This is a genomic window from Lactococcus sp. LG1074 (assembly GCF_017309525.1).
GTDB lineage: Bacteria > Bacillota > Bacilli > Lactobacillales > Streptococcaceae > Lactococcus > Lactococcus petauri.
Genome location: NZ_CP071294.1, coordinates 13,205 through 31,088 on the forward strand (window position 1 = coordinate 13,205; position 17,884 = coordinate 31,088).

16 protein-coding genes and 6 pseudogenes are annotated in these 17,884 nt (G+C 34.1%); 15 read left to right on the forward strand and 7 right to left on the reverse strand.

Annotation, left to right across the window (positions count from 1 at the left end; translation table 11 throughout):
• Positions 1-2 precede the first annotated feature (2 nt).
• Positions 3-239 carry a hypothetical protein gene (locus J0J36_RS10080; protein ID WP_001159903.1) on the reverse strand — a complete coding sequence of 79 codons (237 nt, stop codon included), beginning with the start codon at positions 237-239 and terminating at the stop codon, positions 3-5.
• A gap of 235 nt (positions 240-474) precedes the next feature.
• On the opposite strand from J0J36_RS10080, the pseudogene J0J36_RS10090 reads away from it, so the two are divergent.
• From J0J36_RS10090 to J0J36_RS10115, 6 genes and pseudogenes are all read left to right on the forward strand, one after another.
• Positions 475-2,352, forward strand: a pseudogene (locus J0J36_RS10090) (DNA topoisomerase); the annotation flags it as partial.
• Between the two features lie 102 nt (positions 2,353-2,454).
• Positions 2,455-3,351 (forward strand): ParA family protein, encoded by an 897-nt coding sequence (locus J0J36_RS10095; RefSeq protein ID WP_002387620.1) that lies wholly within the window; start codon positions 2,455-2,457, stop codon positions 3,349-3,351.
• A 98-nt stretch (positions 3,352-3,449) separates the two neighbouring features.
• Positions 3,450-3,665, forward strand: coding sequence for a peptide-binding protein (locus tag J0J36_RS10100; RefSeq protein ID WP_100185209.1), 216 nt, complete (start codon positions 3,450-3,452; stop codon positions 3,663-3,665).
• 16 nt (positions 3,666-3,681) lie between these two features.
• The gene (locus J0J36_RS10105) at positions 3,682-3,954 is read left to right on the forward strand and encodes an antitoxin (protein WP_000301765.1); all 273 of its coding nucleotides are present in this window, start codon (positions 3,682-3,684) and stop codon (positions 3,952-3,954) included.
• A 1-nt stretch (position 3,955) separates the two neighbouring features.
• Positions 3,956-4,432 (forward strand): annotated as a pseudogene (locus tag J0J36_RS10110) (zeta toxin family protein); the annotation flags it as partial.
• Positions 4,433-4,506: 74 nt separating this feature from the next.
• Positions 4,507-5,187 (forward strand): IS6-like element IS1216 family transposase, encoded by a 681-nt coding sequence (locus J0J36_RS10115; RefSeq protein ID WP_206886833.1) that lies wholly within the window; start codon positions 4,507-4,509, stop codon positions 5,185-5,187.
• 187 nt (positions 5,188-5,374) lie between these two features.
• On the opposite strand, the pseudogene J0J36_RS10120 reads toward J0J36_RS10115, so the two are convergent.
• The 5 genes and pseudogenes from J0J36_RS10120 to J0J36_RS10135 all read right to left on the reverse strand — a co-directional run.
• Positions 5,375-5,836: pseudogene (locus tag J0J36_RS10120) on the reverse strand (aminoglycoside phosphotransferase family protein); the annotation flags it as partial.
• Between the two features lie 234 nt (positions 5,837-6,070).
• Positions 6,071-6,166 (reverse strand): annotated as a pseudogene (locus J0J36_RS10750) (SAM-dependent methyltransferase); the annotation flags it as partial.
• 229 nt (positions 6,167-6,395) lie between these two features.
• The gene (optrA, locus tag J0J36_RS10125; protein WP_238139930.1) at positions 6,396-8,315 is read right to left on the reverse strand and encodes an ABC-F type ribosomal protection protein OptrA; all 1,920 of its coding nucleotides are present in this window, start codon (positions 8,313-8,315) and stop codon (positions 6,396-6,398) included.
• A 378-nt stretch (positions 8,316-8,693) separates the two neighbouring features.
• Positions 8,694-9,878 carry an AraC family transcriptional regulator gene (locus J0J36_RS10130; protein ID WP_242520677.1) on the reverse strand — a complete coding sequence of 395 codons (1,185 nt, stop codon included), beginning with the start codon at positions 9,876-9,878 and terminating at the stop codon, positions 8,694-8,696.
• A gap of 170 nt (positions 9,879-10,048) precedes the next feature.
• Positions 10,049-10,252, reverse strand: a complete 204-nt coding sequence (locus tag J0J36_RS10135) for a JAB domain-containing protein (protein WP_002360188.1) — start codon at positions 10,250-10,252, stop codon at positions 10,049-10,051.
• A 504-nt stretch (positions 10,253-10,756) separates the two neighbouring features.
• Here J0J36_RS10135 and J0J36_RS10140 point away from each other — a divergent pair.
• From J0J36_RS10140 to J0J36_RS10155, 4 genes and pseudogenes are all read left to right on the forward strand, one after another.
• Positions 10,757-11,914: pseudogene (locus J0J36_RS10140) on the forward strand (IS3 family transposase).
• Between the two features lie 61 nt (positions 11,915-11,975).
• The gene (locus tag J0J36_RS10145; protein ID WP_002360221.1) at positions 11,976-12,119 is read left to right on the forward strand and encodes a hypothetical protein; all 144 of its coding nucleotides are present in this window, start codon (positions 11,976-11,978) and stop codon (positions 12,117-12,119) included.
• A 253-nt stretch (positions 12,120-12,372) separates the two neighbouring features.
• Positions 12,373-13,800, forward strand: coding sequence for a chloramphenicol/florfenicol efflux MFS transporter FexA (fexA, locus tag J0J36_RS10150; protein WP_065813868.1), 1,428 nt, complete (start codon positions 12,373-12,375; stop codon positions 13,798-13,800).
• A 177-nt stretch (positions 13,801-13,977) separates the two neighbouring features.
• Complete coding sequence (locus tag J0J36_RS10155; protein ID WP_206886834.1) at positions 13,978-14,349, forward strand: NAD(P)H-dependent oxidoreductase; 372 nt, start codon at positions 13,978-13,980, stop codon at positions 14,347-14,349.
• Positions 14,350-14,382: 33 nt separating this feature from the next.
• On the opposite strand, the gene J0J36_RS10160 is transcribed toward J0J36_RS10155, so the two are convergent.
• On the reverse strand, positions 14,383-15,063 hold the full coding sequence (locus J0J36_RS10160; protein WP_001015311.1) for an IS6-like element IS1216 family transposase: 681 nt from the start codon (positions 15,061-15,063) through the stop codon (positions 14,383-14,385).
• A gap of 322 nt (positions 15,064-15,385) precedes the next feature.
• Between J0J36_RS10160 and J0J36_RS10695 the strand changes: the two are divergent.
• From J0J36_RS10695 to J0J36_RS10190, 5 genes and pseudogenes are all read left to right on the forward strand, one after another.
• Positions 15,386-15,469: pseudogene (locus J0J36_RS10695) on the forward strand (MLS leader peptide); the annotation flags it as partial.
• Positions 15,470-15,517: 48 nt separating this feature from the next.
• Positions 15,518-15,601: a 23S rRNA methyltransferase attenuation leader peptide gene (locus J0J36_RS10170; RefSeq protein ID WP_001814874.1), complete on the forward strand. Its 84-nt coding sequence runs from the start codon at positions 15,518-15,520 to the stop codon at positions 15,599-15,601.
• A 124-nt stretch (positions 15,602-15,725) separates the two neighbouring features.
• A complete protein-coding gene (erm(B), locus tag J0J36_RS10175; RefSeq protein ID WP_001038790.1) occupies positions 15,726-16,463 on the forward strand; it encodes a 23S rRNA (adenine(2058)-N(6))-methyltransferase Erm(B) in 738 nt (245 codons plus the stop codon).
• Between the two features lie 434 nt (positions 16,464-16,897).
• Positions 16,898-17,122, forward strand: coding sequence for a helix-turn-helix domain-containing protein (locus J0J36_RS10185; RefSeq protein WP_206886841.1), 225 nt, complete (start codon positions 16,898-16,900; stop codon positions 17,120-17,122).
• 53 nt (positions 17,123-17,175) lie between these two features.
• Positions 17,176-17,856, forward strand: coding sequence for an IS6-like element IS1216 family transposase (locus J0J36_RS10190; RefSeq protein ID WP_001015311.1), 681 nt, complete (start codon positions 17,176-17,178; stop codon positions 17,854-17,856).
• Positions 17,857-17,884 lie beyond the last annotated feature (28 nt).

Below are 17,884 nucleotides of genomic sequence, written 5' to 3' on the forward strand. Positions count from 1 at the left end.
TATCAACCCACTCTATCTTTGATACCCATTTTTTCAACAATCCGCTTATTACTTCGCTTGTTGGCAATCCATTCAATAAACTTCTTATCGTCTAAAATGTTCAATAAGAATTCATCCACTGCTTCGCTTTCAGTACGCTCTGCATATTCAGCGTATTGCTTAACTATCACCCTTACTTGCTCTGATATTTCCCAATCCACAGACTTAGCGTTCTTATTTTTTGGCTCAAGAAATTGCATAGGAAAATGCACCCCTTTTTGCTTAGTAAATTGTAACCATTTTAACACACCAATTTGCATTCCTACAATAATTATTTCACGTTCGCATTTTTATATACATTTTAACTTACATTTTGTGGTGTAAATTAACAACAAACGTTGATTTAACAATAAAAAACGAGTATCAAATTCAGTTGCAATTTGATACTCATTTAGGTTTACATTTTCACTTTTTGTACTCCAAAACTGAACTACTTATAAAATTGTTGCTGAACTTTTAAAACAAGCAAATACAATCATTGTCGCAACAGATAGCGACAGAGAAGGCGAAAACATTGCCTGGTCGATCATTCATAAAGCAAATGCCTTTTCTAAAGATAAAACGTATAAAAGACTATGGATCAATAGTTTAGAAAAAGATGTGATCCGTAGCGGTTTTCAAAATTTGCAACCAGGAATGAATTACTATCCCTTTTATCAAGAAGCGCAAACACGCCAAATTGCCGATTGGTTGATCGGCATGAACGCAAGCCCTTTATATACCTTGAATTTACAACAAAAAGGCGTACAAGGTACATTTTCATTAGGACGTGTACAAACACCGACTTTATATCTCATTTATCAACGCCAGGAAGCAATAGAAAACTTTAAAAAAGAACCTTTTTTCGAGGTGGAAGCTAGTATAAAAGTAAACCAAGGGTCGTTTAAGGGCGTTCTAAGCCCCACACAGCGTTTTAAGAGCCAAGAGGAACTTTTATCCTTTGTTTCTTCTAAACAAGCTAAAATAGGCAATCAAGAGGGCAGAATCGCTGACGTGCAAACCAAAGAGAAAAAAACGAATAGTCCTAGTCTGTTTTCTTTAAGTAGTTTGCAATCAAAAGTCAATCAGCTTTATAAAGCGACAGCGAGCTAAACTTTAAAAGCTATGCAAGGACTGTATGAAGCAAAATTATTGAGTTATCCAAGAACAGATACACCATTTATTACAGAGAACGAATTTGCTTATTTAAAAGCGAATTTTGGCAAATATAGCGGTTTTTTAGGACTTGATCTTGAAATGGTTCAAACAGAGCCTAGAAAGCGTTATGTGGACGGTAGTAAGGTACAGGAACACCACGCCATTATCCCAACAAAACAAGTACCTACCGAATCTGCATTAGCGAAAATGGACGATTTGCAACGAAAAATTTATGCTTTAGTCGTTAAAACGACCGTTGCCATGTTTTTACCTGATTACTTGTATGAAGAAACCAAGATACAAACGAAAGTAGCTGATTTGCTGTTTCAATCGATCGGAAAGACACCAAAACAAGAAGGTTGGAAAATTCTTTTCAAACAACAAACCAAAGAAGAAAAAGAGGACGTTCAAACGTTACCCTTGGTTATCATTGGAGAACATGCCGAGGTTGACGTTAAGAGTGCCGAAAAAGAAACACAACCACCGAAAGCTTTTACAGAGGGTACATTATTAACTGCTATGAAAACCGCTAATAAAACGGTTGATGATGAAGAAGCAATCAAGATTTTACAAGAAGTCGAGGGGATCGGAACAGAAGCGACAAGAGCAAGCATTATTGAAGCGTTAAAACAAAAAGAATATATCCAAGTGATTAAGAATAAGCTTGTTGTAACTGAAAAAGGAAAATTATTGTGCCAGGCAGTTGAAAGTCAGCACCTCTTAACGAGTGCTGAAATGACGGCTAAATGGGAAACGTATTTAAAAAAAATCGGTAAAAGAGAAGGCAATCAAGAGAACTTTATTACGAATATCAAAAAATTCATTGTTCATTTACTGGAAGCTGTACCTAACGATATAGCAAAACTAAATTTTTCTGATTACCAGGAACAGAAAGAAAAAGAAGCAGAAAAAAGTATTGTAGGAAAATGTCCTAAGTGTGGCAACAATATTGTATTAAAAAAATCGTTTTATGGTTGTTCAAATTATCCTGAATGTAAGTTTACTTTAGCTGAACATTTTAGAAAGAAAAAACTCACCAAAACAAATGTAAAAGAATTACTAGAGGGAAAAGAAACCCTGGTAAAAGGAATCAAAACGAAAGATAGAAAGTCCTACAATGCCGTTGTAAAAATCGGAGAAAAGGGATATATTGATTTTATCTCTTTTTCAAAATAAGCATAAAAGCCCTTTAAACAGGGCTTTTATATATTAATCACAAATCACTTATCACAAATCACAAGTGATTAATCACAAATCACTTGTGATTTGTGATTCCTAATGATACAATATTACTATACAAAAAAAGAATGGGGCGTAGTTATGGAGAAGGAAGAACTAAAAATACTTGAAGAATTAAGACGTATTTTAAACAGTAAAAATGAAGCAATTGTTATCTTAAACAATTATTTTAAAGGTGGTGTTGGAAAGTCAAAATTATCGACTATGTTTGCTTACTTGACAGACAAATTTAATTTAAAAGTTTTAATGATCGATAAGGACTTACAAGCAACATTGACAAAAGACTTAGCAAAAACATTTAAGGTAGAATTGCCACGTGTCAATTTTTATGAAGGACTGAAAAATGGAAACTTGGCTTCTTCTATTATTCATTTGACTGATAATTTAGACTTGATTCCTGGCACGTTTGATTTGATGTTATTACCAAAATTAACTCGCTCATGGACGTTTGAAAACGAAAGTAGATTGCTTGCTACTCTTTTAGCACCTTTAAAAAGTGACTATGATCTCATTATTATTGATACTGTACCAACGCCAAGCGTTTATACAAATAATGCAATCGTGGCAAGTGATTACGTTATGATCCCTTTACAAGCAGAAGAAGAAAGTACAAACAACATTCAAAACTATATTTCCTATTTGATTGATTTACAAGAACAATTTAACCCTGGACTAGATATGATCGGTTTTGTTCCTTATTTAGTTGATACGGACAGCGCAACGATAAAATCAAACCTGGAAGAACTGTACAAGCAACATAAAGAAGATAACTTGGTTTTCCAAAATATTATCAAGCGAAGTAATAAAGTAAGTACCTGGTCTAAAAACGGAATTACAGAACACAAAGGCTATGACAAAAAAGTTTTATCCATGTATGAGAACGTATTTTTTGAAATGCTTGAGCGAATTATTCAATTAGAAAACGAAAAAGAATAGAATCACAAATCACAAGTGATTAATCACAAATCACAAATCACTTGTGATTTGTGATTGTTGATGATAAAATAAGAATAAGAAGAAATAGAAAGAAGTGAGTGATTTTGGGAAATTTAGGCGCACAAAAAGCAAAACGAAATGATACACCAATCAGTGCAAAAAAAGATATAATGGGAGATAAGACGGTTCGTGTTCGTGCGGACTTGCACCATATCATAAAAATCGAAACAGCAAAGAATGGCGGAAACGTAAAAGAAGTTATGGATAAAGCCTTAGAAGAATATATTCGGAAATATTTACCTGACAAACTTTAAAAGGAGTGAAAATGAAATGGCAGTTACATATGAAAAAACATTTGAAATTGAAATCATTAATGAGTTATCGGCAAGTGTTTATAATCGAGTATTAAACTATGTTTTGAACCATGAATTAAATAAAAATGACTCTCAATTATTGGAAGTCAATTTATTAAACCAATTAAAGCTTGCAAAACGTGTAAATCTTTTTGATTATTCTTTAGAAGAATTACAAGCCGTTCATGAGTATTGGCGGTCAATGAATCGTTACTCAAAACAAGTTTTGAATAAAGAGAAAGTGGCTTAATATGGCAAATATAGTCAATTTTACTGACAAACAATTTGAGAATCGCTTAAATGATAATTTAGAAGAATTGATTCAAGGAAAAAAAGCGGTTGAATCGCCAACCGCTTTTTTACTTGGTGGGCAACCAGGGTCAGGGAAAACCAGTTTGCGATCAGCAATTCTTGAAGAAACACAAGGGAATGTTATTGTCATTGATAATGATACCTTTAAACAACAGCACCCTAATTTTGATGAACTAGCGAAACTTTATGAGAAAGACGTAGTAAAACACGTCACCCCTTATTCTAATCGCATGACAGAAGCGATCATAAGCCGTTTGAGCGATCAAGGCTATAATTTAGTGATTGAAGGTACAGGACGAACAACAGACGTTCCTATTCAAACCGCAACAATGCTTCAAGCCAAAGGTTACGAAACAAAAATGTATGTTATGGCAGTACCTAAAATCAACTCATATTTAGGAACAATTGAACGGTATGGTTCTGTTGCAAAGTTTTAAATCTACTATCAAATAAGGTAGAATAATAGAAAAAGATAGCAGGAGGAATGACGATGAATCATTTTAAAGGAAAGCAATTTCAGCAGGATGTGATTATTGTAGCCGTGGGCTACTATCTTCGTTATAACCTTAGCTATCGTGAAGTTCAAGAAATCTTATATGATCGTGGCATTAACGTTTCTCATACGACGATTTATCGTTGGGTGCAAGAATATGGCAAACGACTCTATCAAATTTGGAAAAAGAAAAATAAAAAATCCTTTTATTCATGGAAAATGGATGAAACGTACATCAAAATTAAAGGAAAATGGCATTATTTGTATCGAGCCATCGATGCAGATGGTTTAACCTTGGATATTTGGTTACGTAAAAAACGGGACACACAAGCAGCCTATGCTTTTCTTAAGCGGTTAGTGAAGCAGTTTGATGAACCGAAGGTTGTAGTCACAGATAAAGCACCATCAATTGCTAGTGCCTTTAAGAAACTAAAAGAATACGGATTTTATCAAGGGACAGAACATCGTACCATTAAATACCTGAATAATTTGATTGAACAAGACCATCGTCCAGTAAAGAGACGCAATAAATTCTATCGAAGTTTACGCACTGCCTCACCCACGATTAAAGGCATGGAAGCCATCCGAGGATTATATAAGAAAACCCGAAAAGAAGGCACTCTCTTCGGGTTTTCGGTCTGTACTGAAATCAAGGTATTATTGGGAATCCCAGATTAAATCATAGATACCGTAAGGGATTTTATTCTTTATTTAAAACTTTGCAACAGAACCGTAGAAATGGTAAAAACATTGTATAGCATTTTACACAGGAGTCTGGACTTGACTCACTTCCTTTATTATTTTTCATTTTTTTAAACTATTTAATACTAATGTCTTTTATAATAGCTTTTCATATATTATATAATCAATCTTTATAAGTCCTTTTATAAATTTCTTTTCTACCATTTTCGATAAATTCCTGTTTAATATTTTTAATTCCATAAACAATAGTTTCAATAGGATAATATTCTTCAACTATATCTTGATATTCTTTTGCTTTCTCAATATCTATATTTCCATACATTCTTAATATATCTTCTCCAAAATTTGTTCCTATTTCTTCTTCACTATCTTCAAGTAAGTATATAAAATCACAATATTCATCTATAATTCCAGAATCTCCAAAATCAATTATTCCAGTTAATCTATTATTGCCATCTAACAATAGATGATTACAACTAAAATCATTATGGCATAAACACTTTTTACCCTCAAAAACTGTTGTTGCATTTAGTCTTTCCATAAAACTTTCTATATAATCTTTTTCTATATCAGTTAAATCATTATAAATAGTTTCACGCAACAATATATACTCTTCTAATACATTTATATCTTATCAAGAGTAAATTACAAAAGAATCATTTAAATCAATACTTTCACTTTGAATACATGTATTTGAAGTGGAAGGTACTTATTTCAAAAATAGTAAAACCTGTATCTTAAATTACTTAATAGTAACATAAGATACAGGCTGATTTTTTATTCATTGTTATTTATACTAAAGCACCCGATAGCTCTGAAAACAATCACAAATTCAACTTTTCAAAGCCACAGCTTTAAGTTATTTTGTCCAGACAACCCCCATTGCCCAACCCATTTTATGGAATTGGCATCCAGGCAACAACTTTTCATATAAATCGTAATAATTTTGTTCAGCTGGAAGAACAACTTCTGGCAGCATAACAATCAAAGGAAATTTAGTGAGTTTATACGACTACACTTTTCTTGACAATTCCAAAGTATAGATAATAAAAACCGCTATGCGGCAAACTCAAAAGGTCTTCACATAGCGATTATATCTAATAAAAATTCATTAATTTTTTTACATTTTCAACAACCAGAATGTATCATTAACACTTTTACATCCTTATTGCATAACTCAAAAATTACATAACTTCCAATTCTCTCATCAACTGTTCCCATTCATTAAAATAATTACCCTGACACCTTTTAACATCATCAATTGATTTTTGTATTTCCGTCAGTACTATATAATCAGAAGAATTGTTTGGTTCAGAAATAATTTTATTCAATCTTTCTAATTCTTCATCATATTGATTTATTAACACTTCAAGTTTTTCAATTCGTTTCTCCTTCTTAACCTTCTCCTTCTCAATGGAGTTACGATCGCCTTTTACTGTGTTATTTTTCTCTACTTTCTGCTCAACTTTAATGTTATTAAATGGCTTTTCAGAATTCATCCTTTTTTTCTCGTACTCACCATAAGTAGATTGTACAAACTCTACACCATCCTTATCAAAAACAAGTAATCTGTCAGCAATCTTATTAGTAAAATATCTATCATGTGACACAAAAATAATTGTACCTTGATAACTGCATAAGATATTCTCTAAATTCTCTTTTCCAATAATATCCATGTGGTTTGTCGGTTCATCTAAGATTAAAACATTAGTACGTTTATATAATAATTTACATAATGTCAATCTAACCTTTTCTCCACCTGACAAAGAGGACACCGGTCTAAAAACATCATCTCCACTAAACTGAAATGAGCCAAGAGCAGTTCTGACCTCTGTGTCATTTAGCTCAGGGTATTCGCTTTGAAAAATTTCGAATAGTGTATCATCTCCACTGATTTGAGCAAGCTGTTGGTCAAAATAGCTAATTTCAACATTGTATCCGAATTTAAAATCTCCAGACAATGCTGCCACACCATCCATAAGTGTTTTAAGCAACGTGGATTTACCAATACCATTACTCCCAACAATTCCAAGCTTCTGTCCCCTTTCAAGGTTGAAATTAACCTTTGCAAGAGGAGTATCATAGCCTATCACAAGTTCTGAAGCACTTAATACTTGCCTTGAACTACTGATTCTCGGTTGAAATTTAGACATATAAGTTTTTGTATCGTATTGGTCTGGTGCATTTAATATTTGCATACGCTGTAATAATTTAATTTTAGATTGCACCATTTTAGCTTTCGTAGGTTTATAACGAAAACGTTCAATCAAGCGTGTAATCCTTTCAATTTCTATCTGTTGCAAATCGTAATCTTTTTGCTGTTTGATATGATTTTCTCGTTTTTGCTCCTCAAAGGCTGAATAATTACCTTTATAACATTTGGTCTCTCCCCATTCGATTTCATAAACCTTATCCACAATTCGATTAAGAAACATTCTATCATGGGAAATAATAACCAATGTAGATTTATAACTTCTCAAATAACTCTCCAACCATTGTATTGTTTCTATATCAAGGTGGTTAGTAGGTTCATCAAGTAATAGAATGTCTGGCTTTGTTAAAAGTATTTTTATAAAAGCTATCTTAGTTCGCTGACCACCTGAAAATTCAGAAATGGGTTTTTTATCATCTGCTTCAGTAAAACCCATACTACGAATCATCGTTTCATATTCTTTTTGGTAGGTTAGACCTCCAAGAGCCATATACCTTTCACTGATATCAGAGTATTCATTGATGATTTTATCATCATATTGATTCTCCATTTTATCTATCAGCTGTTTCATCTTGTTTTCCATATCAATAAGCGTCTTAAATACCGTACGGACTTCATCCACCATTGATATACTTTCATCTTCAAAAGGCATCTGTCTTAAATAGCTAATATAAGGGTTACCGGTCTTTATTACTTGAAACTCACTTTCACCAGTTCCTTCTTCTAATTCAATTTCGCCTATAATAGCTTTTAGCAAGGTTGTTTTTCCACATCCATTTCTACCAACAATAGCAATCTTTTCATTATCATTGATTTCAATACCGATGTTTTCCAACACCATATTACCATCATAGTAAACGGCACCATTAATTATTTTGTATTGCATTTTCATATCCTCCTTTGCGTTAGTACTAGCAATTGCAAAGGTGGCTTCGGACAATAATTATTCCACTCCATGTAAAGCTTGTCACAGCCACCTATACATGAAGTTCTTTAAATGTTACTTTAGTTGTAGATTTCATTTGCTTCTCCCTCCTATCGTTTCAAATATAATTCAACTTCCCCCTTATTGTACCAAATCGCTAGCGCAATGGCTAACCTAAGTTTTAGCTTACACCTTTTCTGATAAAAACAAAGTAACTGATCCGTTATCTCATCCGACACCAGATTCCGCATATGCCCTGCTGTTCCCGTCAACAGAAACCGCAGCCACACTGGAAAAAGATACAAAAGGATTGCCGCAATTGATTCTTTGCATTAGCCATCAGCTTTACAAATCACTCTTTCTATATTCAAAAGGCGTTTTTCCTGTTTCTTTTTTAAACACGGATGTGAAGTAACTTTGTGAGTTAAATATAAGATATTCACTAATTTCTGATATTGACTGATTCGTATATACCAATAGAAATTTGGCATATGCTATTTTCTCCTTCTTAATGTATGCACCAACAGTCATACCTATATCTATCTTGAATTTACGCATGAAGTGATACTGACTTAGACCAATTTCTGTGCATATTGACTGAATGGTGAGCTGACGGTTGATATTTCTTTTAATCATCCTGACTGCTTTTGCTATGTCTGAAGAGACACCAGATACTCTATAATCTGCAGTACTTAAAGCGAAATGCTCCAAAATACTGTTATACATAGCAACGGACTCTTCTCTTTTTCTCAGAGAACTAAAGCGATTTCCGTAATAGCTACTGATTGCACCTGACATTTCAATAGGAAGACCGCCAGCAATAGCATAGTACATCGATAGATACAGACAGAATGTCAGCATGGATTTTGTTGATTGTTCATTATTACAAAATTCAAAAAGTGCATTAAGGTAATCTTGATCCCGGTTCAGCTGTTTAAGTGTAGTTATATCACCATTTTGGACAAGCTCAAGTCTTGTTCGTAAGTCCTGATAACTTTGTTCAATCGTCCGCTTTGAAAGCTCAGACGTTTGTAGTCCCATGATATCAGTCGAAAAAAATTGTACCAGTTTATTCACTAAACTCTCAATAGAAAAAGATAAATTCTTATCTAATGCAAAGTAATACATCATCACACATATTTCACTAAACTTTCTGATATCGAGCACAGTCCATTCATTGTCATTGCTTCCCTGATAAATCATCAATGGGTTAATGTTCTCTACCATCACTGGACCAATCTGAACGTACATTGCTTTATCATCAGATTCAAATGTGCATCGGACAGCACCAAGAGGATGAACTCCGATTCTGAATCCTGGTAAATCTTCAATCCAATATTGGCTCATATCATAATCAATAGGAAACAAATTCTTGTCAACTTCAATATTACCAAGAGCTATGTTTATATTCTTGTCATCTTTTATTAGAACTGAAATTTTATAGTTGAGTGAAATACCTGTGCGAGATGGCAGATTTCTTTTATTCTTTCTTTCTTCATAGTTTTGACAACCCTTGTCTGTACCTTTCAAAAGTATTTTATAATATAGTATAACATATTTTGAAAAGGGATATATCGAGATTAAAAAGTGCTAGCGCACCAGTCGGTAGCGTCAGCACTTCTGTTGAAAACTTTAAATAGAATGTGAAGCATTATATCCACTCAGCACGGCGCCACTTATTTTGGCCTCTCCACTCACATTCACCTTACCTTCCCTCGCTCAGCTATCATTGGGGATGGAAAGTCTAGAGTTTTATAGTCGTTCGTCAAAGTAATTCTTGGATTAGATATCAACCCTTTTTCCTTGAAGCTAAAAAACTCTCGATTATCTCCTCCCACAATCACGTGATCAATTAAAGGAATCCCCATCAATTCACATAATTTGTTCATCCTGTCTGTCATCATCGTATCTGCTTTACTTGGTAACGGATTTTATCAAGAGTAAATTACTAAAAATCCATTAACATCAATGTTTTTACTTTAAGAACATATATTTAACGTGTTAAATCAAATGAAAAAATACAATGTAATTATTAGATGACAATTGATTACGGTCAGAAGAATGTACCACAAATAAAAAAACTAATTCCTTTTTATTTTATCGAGGAATTAAGCTTTTGACCTGCAACAATCACGCCCAATTTCGGAATATCTATAATATGATTTCGATCTTAAATTATCTACTTTAACTGACGCTACCTGCTCGTTAAAGAAGACCTATTTAAAAAAGTTTATACTGCACCTGCCTTTATTATGTAAGTAAAAGTAGTAAAGCTTTAAATTGGTTTTCAAAAAAGTAGGGTTGATTATTTCTTTTTCATCAATTATTATTGGAGCTATACTATAAAAGTGGACAGAAAATTGTGTGTTATAATCTGTCTATTAAGACACAAAAATGAAAGGACTTTTATGTCAGGTTTTAAACGTTACGACGAGGATTTCAAACAATCGCTCGTTAATCTCTATCAAACTGGTAAAACACAAACTGAACTCTGTAAAGATTATGGGGTATCTTCTTCTGCACTTGCAAAATGGATTAAGCAGTACTCTCAAGTGCGTCTTGAAGATAATACGGTGTTGACTGCTAAACAGATTCAAAAATTACAAAAAAGGAATGCCCAACTAGAGGAAGAAAATCTGATCTTAAAAAAAGCGAGTGCCATATTCATGCAAAACTCCAAGTAAGATTGAAAGCCATCTATAGACTCCGATTTGAACACACGACAGTTATGCTCTGTCGTGTTTTACATGTCAATCGTTCCACCTACTATAACTTCATAAACAAGAGGCCTTCGAAGCGTGAAGTAGAAAATCAACGCTTGAGAAAATTACTTCTTGAAATCTATATGAAAGCCAAGAAAAGAATCGGAACAAGAGCTTTTAAAATTATTCTCCTGCGTGATTATGGCGTCAATATTTCTGAAGGGCGTATCTTAAGACTTCTCAAGTCTATGACACTCCCTAAAATGTCAACCATTAAACCTCGTTTTTATTCAAACAAATCGCCCGAATTTTCTTCTGATAATCTACTGAAACAAGAATTTAACCCGAACTCCCCAAATCAAGTGTGGACAACTGACTTCACTTATATTTCTATAGGACCTAAACGACATATTTATCTCTGTGCTATTCTTGACCTCTACTCAAGGAAATGTATTGCGTGGAAAGTAAGTGATCGAATTGATGCCAAACTCGCCTGTGATACCTTAGAGATAGCTATAAAGAAAAGAAAACCTAAAGAACCAATCATTTTTCATTCTGATCAAGGCAGTCAATTTAAGTCAGCTTCCTTTAGAAAGCTATTAGATGAGCATCAATTGCTTGCTTCTTACTCCAAGCCTGGATATCCTTATGATAATGCCGTGACTGAGGTCTTTTTCAAGTATCTTAAACAACGAGAAATTAATCGCAGAACTTATCACTCCATTCAAGAAGTTCAACTCTCTTGCTTTGAATACATCGAACAATTTTATAACAATTATAATCCTCATTCCGCCAACAATGGTTTAACTCCAAATCAGAAAGAAGAAAATTATTTTAAGAAAATATAGCTCATTTTGTGTCTAAATATTTGACATTAGTCCATTATTGTGTTATTATCACAATATGAGAAAGGAGGCAAAAAGTAATGGGAATTGATTTCATTAATGTCGAGTTTAGAAAGCATGTAAAAGTTTCAGGGGATTTAGGTACAACGGGATCAGTATGTCCTTTTTCACAAAAACAAAAAATGGAAACACTACCGGAAAACTTTTTGCCTCCTTTTATATAATGGGCAAAAATTTATGAATCTATTGCATTTGTAAAAATGCATACGAATGATTAGGCACCGGTTGTTAAACTGGTGCCTTTTTTTTGTTTGATCAGTTCAGTTAGTTTGGAGAACCGAATCTTTAATCATGCTGTAGAAATATGGTGAGTTCGTTGATTTGGTTTTACAATATAAATAGATATGAGGTGAGGTTTATGGTGAAAGCAGTGGATTTAGCCTCCTAAAATCACAATATATTTTAGGAGGAAATAAAATGAAAAAGGATAGTAAATCTAAAGAAATGATTCAATCTGAAAAAAGGGGTTCTACTAGGCTTTTAATGATGGTACTCTCCCTATCTGTACTTGTAGGTTCAATTACGGCTGATTCAGTCAATCCCGTACTTCCACTAATAAGCAAAGCTTTAGAAGCTTCGAAATCTCAAGTGAGTTGGATAGTTAGTGGTATTGCACTTGTTCTTGCGATTGGAGTTCCGATTTATGGTCGAATCTCAGACTTTTTTGAGTTACGAAAGCTATATATCTTTGCCATTATGATTCTGGCAAGTGGTAGTCTTTTATGTGCAATTGCCCCGAACCTCCCATTGTTGGTTTTGGGAAGAATGGTTCAGGGTGCTGGGATGTCCGCAATTCCAGTTCTATCAGTCATTGCAATTTCGAAGGTTTTCCCACAAGGAAAACGTGGGGGAGCTTTGGGAATTATCGCAGGAAGTATTGGTGTTGGAACTGCTGCTGGTCCAATATTTGGTGGAGTAGTTGGTCAATATTTAGGGTGGAATGCCTTGTTTTGGTTCACATTTTTGTTAGCCATTATGATTGTTATTGGTGCCTACTACGCGTTACCGACAATTAAACCGGCAGAATCCGTAGGAAGCAATAAGAACTTTGATTTCATTGGTGGTTTATTCCTCGGCCTCACAGTAGGATTACTCCTTTTTGGCATCACTCAAGGAGAAACTTCTGGTTTTTCTTCGTTCTCATCGTTAACTAGCCTAATTGGTTCTGTTGTAGCTTTGGTGGGATTTATTTGGAGAATTGTTACCGCAGAAAATCCATTTGTACCACCTGTCCTGTTCAATAACAAGGATTATGTCAATACGGTCATAATTGCATTTTTTTCGATGTTTGCTTATTTCGCTGTTCTTGTGTTCGTCCCATTACTAGTCATTGAGGTGAATGGACTCTCTTCTGGACAGGCTGGAATGATATTGTTGCCAGGTGGTGTGGCTGTTGCAATCTTATCTCCCTTCGTTGGCCGTCTTTCTGATCGATTTGGGGATAAACGTCTGATAATTACTGGGATGACTCTGATGGGGCTGTCTACCTTATTCTTGTCCACCTATGCATCTGGTGCTTCACCTCTGTTAGTTTCCGTGGGGGTCCTCGGAGTAGGGATTGCTTTTGCATTCACGAATTCTCCCGCAAATAACGCCGCAGTAAGTGCACTCGATGCAGACAAGGTTGGTGTCGGAATGGGGATTTTCCAAGGTGCTTTGTACCTTGGAGCAGGAACTGGAGCAGGTATGATTGGAGCATTATTATCCGCTCGACGTGATGCTACTGAGCCGATAAATCCATTATATATATTGGACGCTATGTCCTACTCAGATGCGTTCCTTGCAGCTACAGGGGCAATACTCATTGCCTTAATAGCTGGATTAGGTTTAAAAAAGCGTGGGTAATAACTTAGTTATGTAAAGATTAGTTATTGTTTAGTTCATCTTCTATAGTTTAAGCTGTAAATAAATAGCTTAGGAATCACGCAAATTTGAATTTCTTAGAATAGAATACTTTTAAGTAACTCAACTTTCGTACACTGTTTTATTGGTGCGAAAGTTGAGTATGTTAAGGATGAAACAATGAAAACATTGGTGATCGTTTCTCACCCAGATATGCCAAATTCTCGAATCAATAAAGTTTGGGTAGAAAAAGCAGCGTCTTATTCAAACGAAATTACCATTCATGATCTTTATAGAGAGTATCCTGATTTTATTATAAATGTAAAAAGAGAGCAGGAATTAGTTGAAAATCATGATAATATTATTTTTCAATTTCCATTATATTGGTATAGTTCTCCTTCATTATTAAAAAAATGGATCGATGAAGTGATTATATATGGATGGGCTTACGGATCAAAGGGTAAAAGAATATTTTATAATCGAAAATTAGGATTAGCTATATCAGCTGGCGTAAAAAAAGGTGAATTTACAGGTTCTGTTGCAAAGTTTTAAATAAAGAATAAAATCCCTTACGGTATCTATGATTTAAGCTGGGATTCCCAATAATACCTTGATTTCAGTACAGACCGAAAACCCGAAGAGAGTGCCTTCTTTTCGGGTTTTCTTATATAATCCTCGGATGGCTTCCATGCCTTTAATCGTTGTAGAGGCAGTGCGTAAACTTCGATAGAATTTATTGCGTCTCTTTACTGGACGATGGTCTTGTTCAATCAAATTATTCAGGTATTTAATGGTACGATGTTCTGTCCCTTGATAAAAGCCGTATTCTTTTAGTTTCTTAAAGGCACTTGTAATAGAGGGGGCTTTATCTGTGACTACAACCTTCGGTTCATCAAACTGCTTCACTAACCGCTTAAGAAAAGCATAGGCTGCTTGTGTGTCCCGTTTTTTACGTAACCAAATATCCAAGGTTAAACCATCTGCATCGATGGCTCGATACAAATAATGCCATTTTCCTTTAATTTTGATGTACGTTTCATCCATTTTCCATGAATAAAAGGATTTTTTATTTTTCTTTTTCCAAATTTGATAGAGTAGTTTGCCATATTCTTGCACCCAACGATAAATCGTCGTATGAGAAACGTTAATGCCACGATCATATAAGATTTCTTGAACTTCACGATAGCTAAGGTTATAACGAAGATAGTAGCCCACGGCTACAATAATCACATCCTGCTGAAATTGCTTTCCTTTAAAATGATTCATCGTCATTCCTCCTGCTATCTTTTTCTATTATTCTACCTTATTTGATAGTAGATTTAAAACTTTGCAACAGAACCAGAAATAGATTTAAAAATTTCGCTGTTATTTTGTACATTTAACTTGACGGTGACATCTCTCTATTGTGAGTTATTAGTGGTACAGTTTTCAACCGTTTTAATTATAAAAAAGTGGTGCATTTTTAAATTGGCACAAACAGGTAACGGTTATTGCAGGTGTATTTCTTATCTATGGGTTTAACATGGATTTTATCATTAAAATCATGAGTATTGTCCGAGAGTGATTGGTCTTGCGTATGGTTAACCCTAAAGTTATGGAAATAAGACTTAGAAGCAAACTTAAGAGTGTGTTGATAGTGCATTATCTTAAAATTTTGTATAATAGGAATTGAAGTTAAATTAGATGCTAAAAATTTGTAATTAAGAAGGAGGGATTCGTCATGTTGGTATTCCAAATGCGTAATGTAGATAAAACATCTACTGTTTTGAAACAGACTAAAAACAGTGATTACGCAGATAAATAAATACGTTAGATTAATTCCTACCAGTGACTAATCTTATGACTTTTTAAACAGATAACTAAAATTACAAACAAATCGTTTAACTTCTGTATTTATTTATAGATGTAATCACTTCAGGAGTGATTACATGAACAAAAATATAAAATATTCTCAAAACTTTTTAACGAGTGAAAAAGTACTCAACCAAATAATAAAACAATTGAATTTAAAAGAAACCGATACCGTTTACGAAATTGGAACAGGTAAAGGGCATTTAACGACGAAACTGGCTAAAATAAGTAAACAGGTAACGTCTATTGAATTAGACAGTCATCTATTCAACTTATCGTCAGAAAAATTAAAACTGAACATTCGTGTCACTTTAATTCACCAAGATATTCTACAGTTTCAATTCCCTAACAAACAGAGGTATAAAATTGTTGGGAATATTCCTTACCATTTAAGCACACAAATTATTAAAAAAGTGGTTTTTGAAAGCCATGCGTCTGACATCTATCTGATTGTTGAAGAAGGATTCTACAAGCGTACCTTGGATATTCACCGAACACTAGGGTTGCTCTTGCACACTCAAGTCTCGATTCAGCAATTGCTTAAGCTGCCAGCGGAATGCTTTCATCCTAAACCAAAAGTAAACAGTGTCTTAATAAAACTTACCCGCCATACCACAGATGTTCCAGATAAATATTGGAAGCTATATACGTACTTTGTTTCAAAATGGGTCAATCGAGAATATCGTCAACTGTTTACTAAAAATCAGTTTCATCAAGCAATGAAACACGCCAAAGTAAACAATTTAAGTACCGTTACTTATGAGCAAGTATTGTCTATTTTTAATAGTTATCTATTATTTAACGGGAGGAAATAATTCTATGAGTCGCTTTTGTAAATTTGGAAAGTTACACGTTACTAAAGGGAATGTAGATAAATTATTAGGTATACTACTGACAGCTTCCAAGGAGCTAAAGCGCTCGGGACCCCATTAAGTATTTTTAAAAGCATGGTCGCAAGTTTCACTAGCAGCCATGCTTTTATTGAATCATTGTAGGACATTTTAAAGATAATTGCCCACTTTAAAGTTAAACATGCGCTTAGAATCGCTTTAGGAAACACGATCCAGTCCAATAATCGTCGATAAAAATTTTTGAAAAAGGTTGGTGAAATTACCTACTTTTGGAATAATCACAAATCACAAGTGATTAATCACAAATCACAAGTGATTAATCACTTGTTTATTAAGATATTAAAAGCTATAATTTAAAATAAAGCGTGAATTTTATGACACAAAAAAAGGGTGATTATATGGACTTAGCTTATAGAGAGCGATTGAAAAAAATGAGGGGTACAAAGACAGTTACTAAATTTGCTGAAGAACTAGGCATGACAAAATCAAATTATTCTAAAATAGAATTAGGAAGAACCAATGCTTCAATTACAACATTACAACGAATAGCAAAACTGACTAATTCAACCTTAGTAGTTGACTTGATTCCGAATGAACCAAATGGTTCTGTTGCAAAGTTTTAAATCTACTATCAAATAATGTAGAATAATAGAAAAAGATAGCAGGAGGAATGACGATGAATCATTTTAAAGGAAAGCAATTTCAGCAGGATGTGATTATTGTAGCCGTGGGCTACTATCTTCGTTATAACCTTAGCTATCGTGAAGTTCAAGAAATCTTATATGATCGTGGCATTAACGTTTCTCATACGACGATTTATCGTTGGGTGCAAGAATATGGCAAACTACTCTATCAAATTTGGAAAAAGAAAAATAAAAAATCCTTTTATTCATGGAAAATGGATGAAACGTACATCAAAATTAAAGGAAAATGGCATTATTTGTATCGAGCCATCGATGCAGATGGTTTAACCTTGGATATTTGGTTACGTAAAAAACGGGACACACAAGCAGCCTATGCTTTTCTTAAGCGGTTAGTGAAGCAGTTTGATGAACCGAAGGTTGTAGTCACAGATAAAGCCCCCTCTATTACAAGTGCCTTTAAGAAACTAAAAGAATACGGCTTTTATCAAGGGACAGAACATCGTACCATTAAATACCTGAATAATTTGATTGAACAAGACCATCGTCCAGTAAAGAGACGCAATAAATTCTATCGAAGTTTACGCACTGCCTCTACCACGATTAAAGGTATGGAAGCCATCCGAGGATTATATAAGAAAACCCGAAAAGAAGGCACTCTCTTCGGGTTTTCGGTCTGTACTGAAATCAAGGTATTATTGGGAATCCCAGCTTAAATCATAGATACCGTAAGGGATTTTATTC